Consider the following 13,238-nt stretch of genomic DNA (forward strand, 5'->3'; position numbering starts at 1 on the left):
AGGTTGAAAAAATGTCGTTGACGGCGCTCATCATGCTACGTCTTTCGACGGTGAAACGTTCAAGCCTGTGCTTCAGGTTTCAGCAGCGGGAAGAGAATCGTCTCGCGGATGCCGGTCCCCGTGAAGAGCATCACCAGACGATCGATGCCCAGACCGATTCCACCCATGGGCGGCGCACCATATTCCAGGGCTCGCAGGAAGTCCTCGTCGTGCGCCATGGCCTCGTCGTCGCCGGCGGCGGCCATTCGCGCCTGCTCCACCAGGCGTTCGCGCTGCAGGACCGGGTCCACCAGCTCGGAGAACGCGGTTCCGCGCTCCATGCCCCCGATGATCAGGTCCCAGGCTTCGATGACGCCGGGCTTGTCGCGGTGGGCTCTAGCCAGCGGCTGCGCCGCGGGCGGGTAGTCACAGACGAAGGTCGGCTGGATGAGTGTGGGCTCGACGATCTCGCCGAAGAGCTCGATCACCAGCTTCTGCGCATCCCAGGCCGGGTCCACGGAGACCTCGTGTGCGGCGGCGACGGCGCGCAGCCTCTCGGCCGAGGTAGCAGGGGTGATCTCTTCTCCCACCGCCGCGGAGAGACCGGGGTAGACCGAGACCCAGGCCCACTCGCCGTCGAGGTCGATGACGCCCTGATCCGTCTGGATCTGATGACTGGATCCGGCGGCGTCTGCGGCATTGAGAATCATCTCGCGCATCCGCTCCGCCATCACATACATATCCGCCCAGGCCTCATAGGACTCCAGCGTGGTGAACTCCGGGGAATGCGTGGAGTCCACGCCTTCATTGCGGAAGACCCGGCCGATCTCGAAGACCCGGTCGATGCCGCCGACCACGGCGCGCTTGAGGTAGAGCTCGGTGGCGATGCGCAGCGTCATGTCCTGATCAAAGGCATTCAGGTGCGTCTGGAATGGCCGCGCCTGGGCGCCGCCGTGGATCAGCTGCAGCATGGGGGTCTCGACCTCCACGTAGCCGCGATCATGCAGCGTGTCGCGGATGGAGCGGGTGATCGCGGCCCGGCGGAACACCATCTGCCGCGCCTCGTCCCGGACGATGAGGTCCGCATAGCGCTGACGCACCCGGGTCTCCTCGTTGAGCTCCGCGTGCAGCACCGGAAGCGGGCGCACCGCCTTGGAGGCGATCTCGAAGGAGCTCGCCATGATGGAGAGCTCACCGCGGCGCGAGGCGATGACCTCGCCGCTGACTCGCACGTGATCACCGAGGTCCACCAGCGCCTTCCAGTCCGCGAGCGCGGCCTCCCCCACCTCCGCCAGGGAGATCATCGCCTGCAGCCGCACCCCGCTGCCATCGGGTCCACCCTCCTGCAGCGTGGCGAAGCACAGCTTGCCGGTGTTGCGCACGAACATCACGCGTCCGGTCACCGCCACGGTCTCCCCGGTGGAGGCCCCGGGCTCCAGGTCAGGAAAGCGCTCACGGACCTCGGCCAGCGAGGCCGAGCGCTCCACGGTCACCGGATAGGGCTGGACCCCGGCGGCGAGCAGTCGATCCCGCTTGTCCAGGCGCACGGCGCGCTGGTCGTTGGTGTCAAGGTCATTGGCGCCGGAGGCGGCGGAGTTCTGGGCAGTCACAGTCGGCCATTCTACGTGCCCTGCGCACCGCGGAGATCGCGCATGCAGCCCGGCGAAGCTGCGTGCTGCCCGAAGGTGCACGCAGCCCCGCTGCCCGACCTCCGGGTCACCAGATCGTGACGCGCTCCTGCGGGGTCAGGTACATCCCGTCCCCGGGCTGGGTCTGGAACGCGGCGTGGAAGGCGTCGAGGTTCTTGACCACCTGGGTGGCGCGGAACTCCGCCGGCGCATGCGGGTCGATGCTGATCAACGTGACCGCTCGCTCGGGGCGGGTGAGGTTTCGCCAGGCCTGCGCCCAGGCGAAGAAGAACCTCTGGTCGGCGCTGAGGCCCTCGACCTCGGCGGCTTCAGCGCCCTGGGCCTGCAGCCACACCCGGTAGGCCTTGTGCGCGATGCCCAGACCGCCGAGGTCACCGATGTTCTCCCCCAGGGTCAGTTCCCCGTTGACCGTGTGCTCCGGCGCCTGCGAGGGGGTGAGCACGCTGTACTGCTCGACGAGCTTCGCGGTGCGCTCCTCGAAGGCGCTGCGATCAGCCTCGGTCCACCAGTTGCTCAGCGAGCCGTCGGCGCCATAGCGAGACCCCTGGTCGTCGAAGCCGTGACCAAGCTCATGGCCGATCACGGCGCCGATGGCGCCGAAGTTCTGCGCCATGTCCCGCTCGGCGGAGAAGAACGGCGGCTGCAGGATTGCGGCCGGGAAGCAGATCACGTTCTCCAGCGGCGAGTAATAGGCGTTGACCGTCTGAGGATGCATGTGCCATTCATCAGGGTCCGGTCCCTCCTCAAGCTTGGCGATGTCACGCTGCCATTCGAATGCGGCGGCCCGGCGGACATTGGCCACCACGTCCTCGGGGTCCACCTCGACGCTGGAGTAGTCGATCCAGCGCTCGGGGAAGCCGACCATCGGCTTGAACGCGTCGAGCTTCTCCAGCGCGCGACCCTTGGTCTCCTCCCCCATCCAGCTGAGCTCGCTGATCGACTCGCGGTAGGCCTGGATCAGCGCATCGATCAGCTCATCCATCGCGGCGCGCGCCTCGGGCGGGTAGTGCCGGGCCACATAGATCTGCGCCACATCCTCGCCCAGGTGGGCGTTGGTCAGCGCGACCCCGCGCTTCCAGCGCTCCTTGAGCTGCTGGGCCCCGGAGAGCCGCTTGGAGTAGAAGTCGAAGTTCTCGTTGACCAGCTCCTCGTGCAGCAGCGGGGCTGCCCAGCGCAGCAGCTGCACCCGCAGCCAGAGCTTCCAGGTCTGCAGCGGCTGGGTGGTCAGCGCGGCCTGCATCCCGGGGAGCACCTCGGGCTGAGCGAGCACGAGCTGTTTGGTGTGCTGCGGCTGCAGACCCCAGCCGGCGAACGCCTCGCGCAGCAGCGGCATGAGCGTCTCGGCCTCCTCGTCGGTGACCAGGTTGTAGCGCTTCTGGGCATCACGCAGCGTCACCTTGTCCCAGTGCTCGGCCGCGATGACACCTTCGAGGGCCACGACGGCGGCCGCGGCCTCGGCGGCGTCCTCGACTCCGCTGAGCTCCAGCACCCGCACCAGGTGGTCCTGGTAGGCCGCGAGGATCTCGGAGAGCTTCTCCTCGCGGTAGTACGACTCGTCGGGCAGGCCGAGGCCGGACTGCATCACGTGCCAGAGCATCCGGGTGGGGTCCCCGGCGTCGCGCATGGATCCGGCGACGAAGATCCCGTCCACCCCCTGGCGCTGCCAGGCGGCGGAGAGCCGGACGAGATCCTCCACGCTGCTCACCGCCTCGAGCTTCTCCAACATGGTCTGGATCGGGGCCAAACCGCGCCGCTGGGCGGCGTCTGCGTCCATGAACGAGGTGTAGAAGGCCCCGATCCGGGCGGCGATGCCCTCCCCGGCTCCGTCGAGCTCCGCAGCCTCGAGGTTCCCGGCCGCGGCCTGCTCCAAGATCTGGCGCACATCCGCCTCGGCTCGGTCGCGCAGCTCATGGAAGGACCCGTAGGCGTCCATGTCGGCGGGGATCTCGGCGGTCTTGAGCCACTCGCCGTTCACGTGGCGCTGCAGGTCATCCTGCGGGCGCACGTCGTGGTCGAGGTACGGGAAGGAGGCGGGTGCGTTCGGGCTGCTGCTCGCGGTGTCGGTCATGGCTCAAGCCTACTCCCGGGGCTGTGACCTGCCCGGAGTCAGCATGACGTTGTCGATCAGCCGCACCGGGCCGACTCGGGCGGCGATCAGCGCGAGCGCCGGCGCACGCAGGATCCCCTGCCCATCCAACAGCGCGCCGCCGGGCTGGAGCTCCTGGAGCGAGGCGGGGTCGACGACGACCAGGTAGTCCAGCTCCACGCCCTCGGCCGAGCTGAGCTCCGCGACCTGATCGGCCAGCCCCAGCGGGCGCTCGGAGGCGGCGTCCTCACGCAGCGCGAAGAGCGCGCCGGGCAGTGCGAGCGCGGCGGCGTAATCGGCCTCGTCCAGACGCTGATTCCGGCTGGAGCGGGCGAGTCCAAGCTCATCGCGCACCGTGGCTACGGTGCGAATCTCCACCGGGAGGTTCAGGTCCTGAGTCATCCGGGTGATGATGGCGACCTGTTCGGCGTCCTTCGCACCGAACCAGGCCTGCAGACTGGCCGGCGCCGGGGGGCTCATGATGTTGAAGAGCTTGGCCACCACGGTGACCACTCCGTCGAAGTGCCCGGGCCGCGCGGCCCCCTCCCAGCGCCTTCCGAGCTCCCCGGCGCTGACCCGCACCAGCGGGGCGCGGGACTCGCCGGGGTACATCGTCGCGATGTCGGGGACGAAGACCAGATCGGCCCCGTGGGCACCGAGCAGCGCGACGTCGAGCTCCGGCGTGCGCGGATAGTGCAGGTAGTCGGACTCGTCGTCGAACTGGAGCGGGTTCACGAAGATCGAGGCGATCACGATGTCCGAGGCCTCTCGAGCGGCGTCGATGAGGCCGGCGTGCCCGGAGTGCAGCGCACCCATGGTCGGGATCAGCCCGACGGTGGGGGCGCTTCCGTGTTCACGGAGGTGGGCGGCGACCGCCTCGGCGAGCGCGGCGCGGAAGCTGGCAACGGTGGTCAGGACCTGCGGTGGAGTCACCGGAACAGTCTAGGTCCGCGCGCCGAGTGCCCGTCTCCTCCGGCTCTGGTCCCTTCCCGTGGGGGCTCCGCCTGCGGGCCGCGGACCGTTCCAGGTGGGCGGCTCAGGCGTCGAGGACCCTGAGAAGCTCGGTGGCCTTCGCGGCGGTGATCAGGCTGCGGTCGAGCGCACGCTGGGTGGTGGCGCGAGCCATGGCCATATAGGCCGTGCGGATGTCGGCGGGCAGCTCCGAGCCCGCCAGCAGCTGCACGTGGTGCCGGAGCGTGCCGACGTCGCCGCGGGCCACCGGTCCGGTCAGCGCACCTTCTCCCGAGGCCAGCGCGTTGTCCAGCGAGGCCTGCATGAGCGGGCGCAGCACGGTCTCGGCGCGCTCCACCCCGATCCGGTGCAGCATCTCGGCGGACTGGCCGGTGATGGTGTTCAGGTGGTTCGAGGCGTGCGCGAGAGCCGCGTGATAGGTCAGCCGGTCCGCCTCCTGGATCACCACCGGCTCCCCGCCCATCTCCACCACCAGTGCCTGGGCGATCGGCAGCACCGGGGCCGGGGCGGTGACTCCGAAGGCGCAGGTGTGCAGCTTCTGCAGGTCCATGCTAAGTCCGGTGAAGGTCATCGCCGGGTGGATCGCCAGCCCGATGGCGCCGCTGCGCTGCGCGGGGGCGAGCACCTCGGTGCCGTAGCGGCCGGAGGTGTGCACGATCAGCTGACCTGCTTGGATGTGACCGGCCTCGGCCAGACCGGCGACCAGCTCGGCCAGGGCGTCATCGGGCACCGCGATCAGCACCAGTTCGGCCCGGCGCATGATCTCCGGGATCTCCAGCACCGGCACCCCGCCCAGCAGCGATTCCGCCCGGTTGCGGGAGTCCTCGGAGACCGCGTGGGCGCCGATCACCGAGTGCCCGGCTCCACGCAGCGCCGCGCCCAGCACCGAGCCGACCTTCCCGGCCGAGATCACGCCGATGCCGAGGCGACCTTCCCGCTGGGAGGGCGGAAGCTCCGCGGCGTAAGGGTCCACGGGCTGCTCAGCGGTCACGGGGGTCCTGTTCCTGGTGGGTCGGAAGGTCTGCGGGGTGGACGGCGGCGTGAGGATGCGGCAGGCCCGTCGGGGCGGCGCGCACCGGGAATTCTCCGGCGGCGGCTGCCTCCGGTGCGGCCAGCGCCTCCGCGGCCTTGCGCTCAAACTCGCGCAGCTCCTCGGGGCGCATCCACTGGTTGCGGTCGCTGTAGCGCCGGGCCTGGGCGGCATGGTCGGACTCGTATTCGAAGAGGTCCTTGACCGCGTCGAGGTCCTGGTTCTTCAGCTTCGCAGCGAATGGGCCGGCCGGGGAGTGGATGAAGATGTCGGCGATCGACCGACGGCGCTGCAGCGGGCCCTGGGTCAGGCTCAGCGACTGGATCCGCTCATGCGGGACCATCGTCAGCTGCCGGGAGGCGCGCCCGTCGCGGAACATCAGAGCGGTGGGCGTGGTGCGGAACCCGCGACGACGGCGAACGATCGGGTCGAAGAACCGGGCACGACGTGGCACCTCGGTGTAGCCCAGCTCGGTCCCCGTGCCCGTCAGCCCGGCGGTGAAGACCTCCTCGGGGTTCTCCACCTGCAGATCGGGAAACATCTCTGCGGCGGTGGCCATGACGTCCTCAAGCCGGCCCACGGGCAGCAGCACCGAACGCTTCTCGCCGATGCCGTAGCCGGCCACGGTGACCACGATCCTGAACCACTTGAAGGGACGCCAGAGCACCGGCTGCTGGATCTGCAGCGCCTGCACCCGGCCCGGCGGGATGGTCTGGTTGGTGGTCTCCAGCAGCCCATAGCGAACGCGCAGCCCCGAGCTGGTCGCCGTGGAGGTGAAGCCGAAGCCGGAGCTGAACTGCTGGTAATAGATGGTGACGGCCGCGATGCCCATCGGGATGACCGCCGGGAGTCCGACGCCGGTGAGCACGGCCCAGATCGAGACCGAATCGGCATCCGAGCCGACGGCCAGACCGATCCCGATGGACACCATCGCCGTGATCAGGATGACCAGCACGAAGACGGTCCCCCAGCCGCTGAGCACCGAGCCGATCAGCCGCCCGGTGGGGACCTTGGCGATCAACCGGTCCTGGCGCGCGATGTGGTGGGACTCAGGGGTCGGGCCGCCGGCGTGGGGGTGCTGCGCGCTGGAGGAGTCATGGGACCGGGCCGGGTCCGCCTGGCCGGCGTACGCGTAGCCGGCGTATGCCTGACCGGGGTCCGTGTGGCCGGCGTATGCGTGGCCGGGGTCTGTGTGTCCGGCGTATGCCTCGCCAGGGCCTGCAGGGCCGGGCCCCGCGTCACCGTGCGTCGCCCCGAGACCTTCGGCCGCGGTGAGCGGCGCGTCCCTGCCGGAGGCGCGGTCCATGATCTCGGAGCGCAGCTCTTCTGCCTGGGACTTCTTCAGGAACGCCAGGGTGGCGGCGGTGCCGTCGCCCTCAGCCACCTCGAACTTGAGCTCGGCGAGGCCGGTGAGCCGGGCGAGCAGCGGCTGGCGCAGGTCCACGGCCTGGACCCGATCGATCCGGGCCTGGCGGTGCTGGCGCACGAAGATCCCGGACTTCACCATCACGTGCTCGGAGGTGATCTTGTAACGGGTGAACCACCAGGAGAGCACGAAGCTGGAGAAGATCACCGCGATCACCAGCAGCACGCCGCCGGCGCCGAACAGGAACGGGGTGGGGTTGGATTCCAGATTGCGCTGGATCTCACCGCTGCGGAACGCCTCCCAGGCGTCCATCCAGCTCTGCCAGTTGTAGCTCAGGAAGATGCCGGGGATCGCGATGACGGCGAGCCCGCCGCGCACGATCGGGCTCAGCGGGTGGACCTTGGTCCAGCTCGCATCGAACCACCGCTCAGAGGTGCCCTTGGGCTCCCCGGCGGCCTGGTCCGGGGCGTGCGCCCCAGTCGCCCGCCCCTCGGCGGCCTGGTTCCCGGCCTGGGTTCCGGGCTGGTTCCCGGCGGCGTGATCCTCCATGCCCCGGCTCACAGACCGGCCAGGCGAGCCTGGCCACGGACGGAGAGTTCTTCACGCAGCCGCGCGCCCTCCTCGCGGGAGGCTCCCGGGATGACGGCATCGGTGGCCGCGGCCGCGGTCTTCAGCTGTACGGTGCACAGCCCGTAGCGGCGCATCAGCGGACCGGCCTCGATGTCGACGTACTGCAGCCGCCCGTAGGGCACCGCAACCACCCGCTGGAACAGGATTCCGCGGCGGATCAGCAGATCATCGGCACGCTCGTGGTAGCCGATCGCTCGGATCCTTCGCGGAATCAGCCAGAGGTCCACTGCCGCCCAGATCAGCACCACACCAGGGACCAAGATCTTGATCCACAGCGGGATCCCGCTGAAGACGCCGATGGCGTCGAGCACGATCGGGGTGGCGATCACCGCCAGAGTGATCACCCAGCCGAGGATCCCGGTGATGTACTTCACCGTGATGTACCGCTCGTCGACTCGGGTCCAGGTGACACCTGTGGGATCAATGGGTTCCGCGGGCATAGCCCTCCTCCGGTATCGGTCCTGTGTTGCGTTCGGGCTTTCCGCGGCGCCGCTCTCCCGGCGGGTTCTCATCCGGCGGGTTCTCGTCTGGTGGGATCCTGCAGAGCAGCTCGACGACAAACCCAATGATCACCCAGATCATGCCCCCCGTGATCATCAGTAGGGATGAGTTCACGTTCGGGGCGCTCAGCGCCGCGGCGGGCACCAGGTCACCGAGGATACCCGCATGCCAGCCGGCGATCAGCGCACCGGCATAGGCGCCGGCCTGCCCCGCGGTCAGGACCCGGACGGCGTGGAGCGGGTGCAGGCTGCGTTGCCCGCGTCGACCCTTGGCTGCGGCCGAGGCGATCCGGCGCTGATCGCGCCAGACCAGCAGCCCCAGGGTCAGCACGATCAGCGCGATCCCCAGCAGGGTCACCAGAGAGGTGCGCGGCAGGACCGGGGAGCTCATCCCCTGGGCAGACATGTAGACGGTGGTGATGAACCCGGCCAGGGCGGTGAGGGCCGCGATGATCAGCAGCCGCAGCGCCGAGAGTCGGCTCATCGGAGGCTCTCCAGCGGTTCCACGCTCTGCGCGTCGGCGGCGTGCCGGGCGAGCTCTGCCACGGGCGTCCCGTCCAGCTCGGCCCGCGGGTCCATCCAGGTCCAGGGGACCAGCACGAATCCCCGGATGCCGGCCCGCGGGTGCGGAACCTGAAGCGTGATCGAGGAGATCCGGGCGCGGCCGTAGGTGATGATGTCGATGTCCAGCGTGCGCGGGCCCCAGCGGACCTCGCCGTTCTCCACACCGCGGGCCCGATGATGGTCCTGCTCGATCGCCTGGGTGCAGGCCAGCAGCGCATGCGGGCTCAGCGTGGTGGCGACCTCGAGCACCTGGTTGTGGAAGTCAGGCTGTCCCGCCGGCCCGCCCACCGGGCTGGTCTTGGCCACCGGGGAGGTTCGGAGCACCCGCACCGTCTCGGCGCGGTCCAGTGCGGCGACTGCCGAGGCCAGCGTCACGGCGGATTCTCCGAGGTTGGATCCCAGCGCCAGCACCGCGGTCACCTCCCCGGCGGGCGCGGCGTCGGGGTCCAGGCTGGGTCCCGGCGCGGCGGCGGACCCGCCCTCCGTCGCGGGGTCTTCCGCCGCAGGCAGATCGCTGCGGTCCCGGCGGGTGGTCACCGAGACGTCTTCGAAGGTCTGGGCCAGCGGGGCCTGCGGCTTGTGCACGGTGATCTCCGCCGCGAGCAGACGCCGATCGGTGGCCAGGATCTCTCGAGCCAGGTGATCGGCGAGGGCTTCGATCAGGTCGAAGGGCTCGCCGGTGATGGCGGCGTGGATGAGCTCCGCGATCTCCACATAGGAGACGGTGTCGCCGAGGGTGTCGCTGCGGCCTGCGGCGCGCAGGTCCAGCGTGAGCTCGGCGTCGACCCGGAAGATCTGACCCTCGCGCTTCTCGAAGTCGAAGACCCCGTGGTGGCCGGTGGCCGTGAGTCCGGTGAGCCGGATGGTGTCACGGGGGCTGCTCCTGCTGGACATTGCTCTACCTTCTCAGCTTGGAGACCACTTGCACAGCATCTCGGCTTCCCTGCACGTCATGGACCCGCACGCCCCAGACCCCGGCCTGGGAGGCCAGGGCGGAGAGCACCGCGGTGGCGGTGTCTCGGTCTCCCTCGGAGGTGACCGAGCCGAGGAACCCCTTGCGGGAGGCTCCGAAGAGCACCCGGTGCCCGAGCCGGACGAAGCTCTCGAGGCTGCGGATCAGTTCCCAGTTCTGCTCATGGGTCTTGGAGAACCCGATTCCTGGATCCAGGATGAGCTGTTCGCGGCGGGCGCCGGCGTCGAGGTAGCGGTCCCGTACGGCGAGCAGCTCGGCGGTGACGTCTTCGAGCAGCGACTCGTATTCGGTCAGGGCCCCCATGGTCTGGGAGTCGCCGCGGTTGTGCGTGATCACGATCTGCGCCCCGGATTCGGCGATCAGCTCCGGCATCGCGGGATCGGTGAGCGCACCGGAGACGTCGTTGATGGTCAGCCTCCGCGGATCCAGGCCGCGGCGCTGCGCACATTCCAGCGCGGCCAGCGCGGTGCTGGCTCGTCTGGTGTCCACCGAGACCGTGATCCCGCAGCCCAGCAGCTCCTCGAGCACCGGCAGGATCCTGCGCTGCTCCTCGGCCACGGGGGTGGGCTCTGCGCCCGGTCGGGTGGATTCCCCGCCGACGTCGATCAGGTCGGCCCCGGTCTGGGTCATGCGCAGCGCCTCGGTGACCGCAGCCGCCACATCGGGGCTGCCGGCGCCGTCGTCGAACCGGCCGCCGTCGGAGAAGGAGTCCGGGGTGAGGTTCAGAATCCCCATGATGGAAGTGCTCATCTGGCTCTCCGATTCAATCAGGCGGCGTGCTAACGGGGTCGTCCGTGGAGCATCAGGCTCATCGCCTCGGCGCGGGTGGCGGGGTCCCGGAGCTGCCCGCGCACCGCGGAGGTGATGGTCCGTGCGCCGGGCTTGGAGACTCCGCGCATGGACATGCACAGGTGCTCGGCCTCGACGACGACCATCGCCCCTCCCGGGGTCAGGTGCTGGACCAGGGCGTCGACCACCTGGGTGGTGAGCTGCTCCTGGACCTGCGGGCGCTTGGCGAAGATGTCGACCAGCCGGGCCAGCTTGCTCAGTCCGGTGACCCTGCCCTCCGGGGAGGGGATATAACCGATATGGGCGTGGCCGAAGAAGGGCACCAGGTGGTGCTCACAGGTGGAGTAGAACGGGACGTCGCGGACCAGCACGAGCTCTTCGTGGCCGATGTCGAAGGTGGTCGACATCAGCTCCGCAGGGTCCTCGCGCAGCCCCAGGAAGGCCTCCTCATAGGCCCGGGCCACCCGAGCGGGCGTGCCCTTGAGGCCCTCGCGCTCCGGGTCCTCGCCCACGGCGAGCAGGATCTCGCGCACCGCTGCCTCGATCCGCGGCAGATCCACCGGCTCGGTCAGGGGCGGTCCAGGGTGATCAGGCATCGGAGTTCTCGCCGCCGAACTGGTATTCCGGGTCCCGCTCGTTCTCTGGCACCACCTCGGAGGTGATGGTGACCGGGCGCCCCGGTGAAGACTCCCAGACCTGGCGGACCGGGCGCTTGATCACGTCGTGGAAGATCGCAGCGACCTCCTTGGCGTTGAGCGTCTCCACGCGGAGCAGCTCCTCGGCGAGGCGATCCAGCACATGGCGATTCTCGTGCAGCGCGTGATAGGCCTCGTCGTGGGCCTCGTCGATGATGGCGCGGATCTCGGAGTCGATGATGGCGGCGAGATCCTCGGAGTACTCCTTGCCCTGGGCCATCTCGCGGCCCAGGAACGGGCTGGAGTCCCCGGAGCCGAGCTTCACCGAGCCGACCCGTGCGCTCATGCCGTACTCGGTGACCATGCGGCGCGCGGTCTCGGTGGCCTTCTGGATGTCGTTCGCGGCCCCGGTGGAGGGATCGTGGAAGACGATCTCCTCGGCGACCCGCCCGCCCATCGCGTAGGCGATGGTGTCCAGCAGCTCGTTGCGGGTGGTGGAGTACTTGTCCTCCTCGGGCACGACCATGGTGTAGCCCAGGGCGCGTCCGCGCGGCAGGATGGTGATCTTGGTGACCGGCGCCGAGTAGTTCAGCGCCGCCGCGACCAGCGCGTGGCCGCCCTCGTGATAGGCGGTGACCCGGCGCTCGTGGTCCTTCATCATCCGGGTCCGCTTCTGCGGTCCGGCCATGACCCGGTCGATGGCCTCGTCGATCGCGCGGTCATCGATCAGGTCGGCGTTGGAGCGCGCGGTGAGCAGCGCCGCCTCGTTGAGCACGTTGGCCAGATCCGCGCCGGTGTAGCCGGGGGTCTTGCGGGCCACGGCCTGGAGATCGACGTCTTCGACCATCGGCTTGCCCTTGGCGTGGACCTCGAGGATCGCGCGGCGTCCGGCGAAGTCGGGAGCCTCCACCGGGATCTGCCGGTCGAAGCGCCCGGGGCGCAGCAGCGCCGGATCCAGCACGTCGGGACGGTTGGTGGCGGCGATGACGATGATGTTGGTGTTGGCGTCGAAGCCGTCCATCTCCACCAGCAGCTGGTTCAGCGTCTGCTCGCGCTCGTCGTTGCCGCCGCCCACGCCGGCGCCGCGCTGGCGGCCCACGGCGTCGATCTCGTCGACGAAGATGATGGCCGGGGCGTTCTCCTTGGCCTGCTTGAAGAGGTCACGCACCCGGGAGGCGCCGACGCCGACGAACATCTCGACGAAGTCTGAGCCCGAGATGGAGTAGAAGGCACCGCCGGCCTCTCCGGCCACGGCCTTGGCCAGCAGCGTCTTGCCGGTGCCGGGGGCGCCGTAGAGCAGCACGCCCTTGGGGATCTTGGCCCCGAGGCGCTGGAACTTCTCGGGCTCGGAGAGGAACTCCTTGATCTCGTGGAGCTCCTCCACGGCCTCCTCGGCCCCGGCGACATCACCGAAGGCGACCTGCGGCATGTCCTTGTCGAACATCTTGGCCTTGGACTTGCCGAACTGCATCACCCGGGAGTTGCCGCCGGACATGCGGGTCAGCAGCCAGATGAAGAGCAGCGCGATGATCAGGAAGGGGATCATGAAGCCGAGCATCGAGAGCAGCCAGTTCGACTGCTCCGGCTCGTCGGTGTAGCCCTCGAGGTCAGCATCGGCGATGGCCTGGACCACGGTCTCAGCCCGAGCCGAGGAGTAGAAGAAGTGGACGACGTCGCCGACTTCCTGCCCGTCCTGCTCGTAGGGGGAGCTCAGGTTCAGGTCGACCCGCTGGTCGCCGTCCTCCAGGGAGGCCTCCACGACCTCACCCTCGGCGAGGAGCTCCATGCCCACGTTGGTGTCCACCCGCTGGCCGTTGGCCGAGGAGGAGAACATCATCGGCACGACCAGCAGCAGCAGCACCACTGCCAGCACGATCCAGAACAGTGGCCCGGTGAAGATCTTCTTGAAGTTCATGCAGCTCCGTCAGACGCAGATATACCTAGCATCTAAAGGTACTCGGGCTCGAGGTGATGGGGCTAACCCACAGTGACCACGTTCGCCTCCGGGAGAACTCGCCCCGTCCTGGCTCCGGAGAGCAGCGGGGTTCGAAACGGCCGGGTCAGG

Annotated in this window: 11 protein-coding genes; all 11 read right to left on the reverse strand. The window is 69.2% G+C overall.

Annotation, left to right across the window (positions count from 1 at the left end; translation table 11 throughout):
* Window positions 1-59: 59 nt before the first annotated feature.
* The 11 genes from lysS to ftsH all read right to left on the reverse strand — a co-directional run bounded on the left by lysS (window position 60) and on the right by ftsH (window position 13,088).
* Window positions 60-1,589, reverse strand: a complete 1,530-nt coding sequence (gene lysS / locus I2487_RS07215) for a lysine--tRNA ligase (protein WP_207171292.1) — start codon at window positions 1,587-1,589, stop codon at window positions 60-62.
* Window positions 1,590-1,695: 106 nt separating this feature from the next.
* Window positions 1,696-3,696 carry a M13 family metallopeptidase gene (locus tag I2487_RS07220; protein WP_207171291.1) on the reverse strand — a complete coding sequence of 667 codons (2,001 nt, stop codon included), beginning with the start codon at window positions 3,694-3,696 and terminating at the stop codon, window positions 1,696-1,698.
* Between the two features lie 9 nt (window positions 3,697-3,705).
* Entirely contained in the window at window positions 3,706-4,647 is a 942-nt protein-coding gene (panC, locus tag I2487_RS07225; protein WP_207171290.1) for a pantoate--beta-alanine ligase, read from the reverse strand.
* A 103-nt stretch (window positions 4,648-4,750) separates the two neighbouring features.
* Window positions 4,751-5,677, reverse strand: coding sequence for a DUF2520 domain-containing protein (locus I2487_RS07230; protein WP_207171541.1), 927 nt, complete (start codon window positions 5,675-5,677; stop codon window positions 4,751-4,753).
* Window positions 5,667-7,631, reverse strand: a complete 1,965-nt coding sequence (locus I2487_RS07235; protein ID WP_207171289.1) for a PH domain-containing protein — start codon at window positions 7,629-7,631, stop codon at window positions 5,667-5,669. Before I2487_RS07235 ends, I2487_RS07230 begins: the two co-directional genes overlap by 11 nt.
* Window positions 7,632-7,639: 8 nt before the next feature.
* Complete coding sequence (locus tag I2487_RS07240; RefSeq protein ID WP_207171288.1) at window positions 7,640-8,152, reverse strand: PH domain-containing protein; 513 nt, start codon at window positions 8,150-8,152, stop codon at window positions 7,640-7,642.
* Window positions 8,133-8,696 carry a DUF3180 domain-containing protein gene (locus I2487_RS07245; RefSeq protein ID WP_207171287.1) on the reverse strand — a complete coding sequence of 188 codons (564 nt, stop codon included), beginning with the start codon at window positions 8,694-8,696 and terminating at the stop codon, window positions 8,133-8,135. Before I2487_RS07245 ends, I2487_RS07240 begins: the two co-directional genes overlap by 20 nt.
* On the reverse strand, window positions 8,693-9,670 hold the full coding sequence (gene folK, locus I2487_RS07250) for a 2-amino-4-hydroxy-6-hydroxymethyldihydropteridine diphosphokinase (RefSeq protein ID WP_207171286.1): 978 nt from the start codon (window positions 9,668-9,670) through the stop codon (window positions 8,693-8,695). The genes I2487_RS07245 and folK overlap by 4 nt, the downstream gene beginning before the upstream one ends.
* Before the next feature lie 4 nt (window positions 9,671-9,674).
* Window positions 9,675-10,499, reverse strand: a complete 825-nt coding sequence (gene folP, locus I2487_RS07255) for a dihydropteroate synthase (RefSeq protein WP_207171285.1) — start codon at window positions 10,497-10,499, stop codon at window positions 9,675-9,677.
* Window positions 10,500-10,528: 29 nt separating this feature from the next.
* Entirely contained in the window at window positions 10,529-11,134 is a 606-nt protein-coding gene (gene folE / locus I2487_RS07260; protein WP_207171284.1) for a GTP cyclohydrolase I FolE, read from the reverse strand.
* The gene (ftsH, locus tag I2487_RS07265; protein WP_207171283.1) at window positions 11,127-13,088 is read right to left on the reverse strand and encodes an ATP-dependent zinc metalloprotease FtsH; all 1,962 of its coding nucleotides are present in this window, start codon (window positions 13,086-13,088) and stop codon (window positions 11,127-11,129) included. The genes folE and ftsH overlap by 8 nt, the downstream gene beginning before the upstream one ends.
* Between the last annotated feature and the right edge of the window lie 150 nt (window positions 13,089-13,238).

This window comes from Nesterenkonia sp. E16_10 (assembly GCF_017347085.1).
GTDB lineage: Bacteria > Actinomycetota > Actinomycetes > Actinomycetales > Micrococcaceae > Nesterenkonia.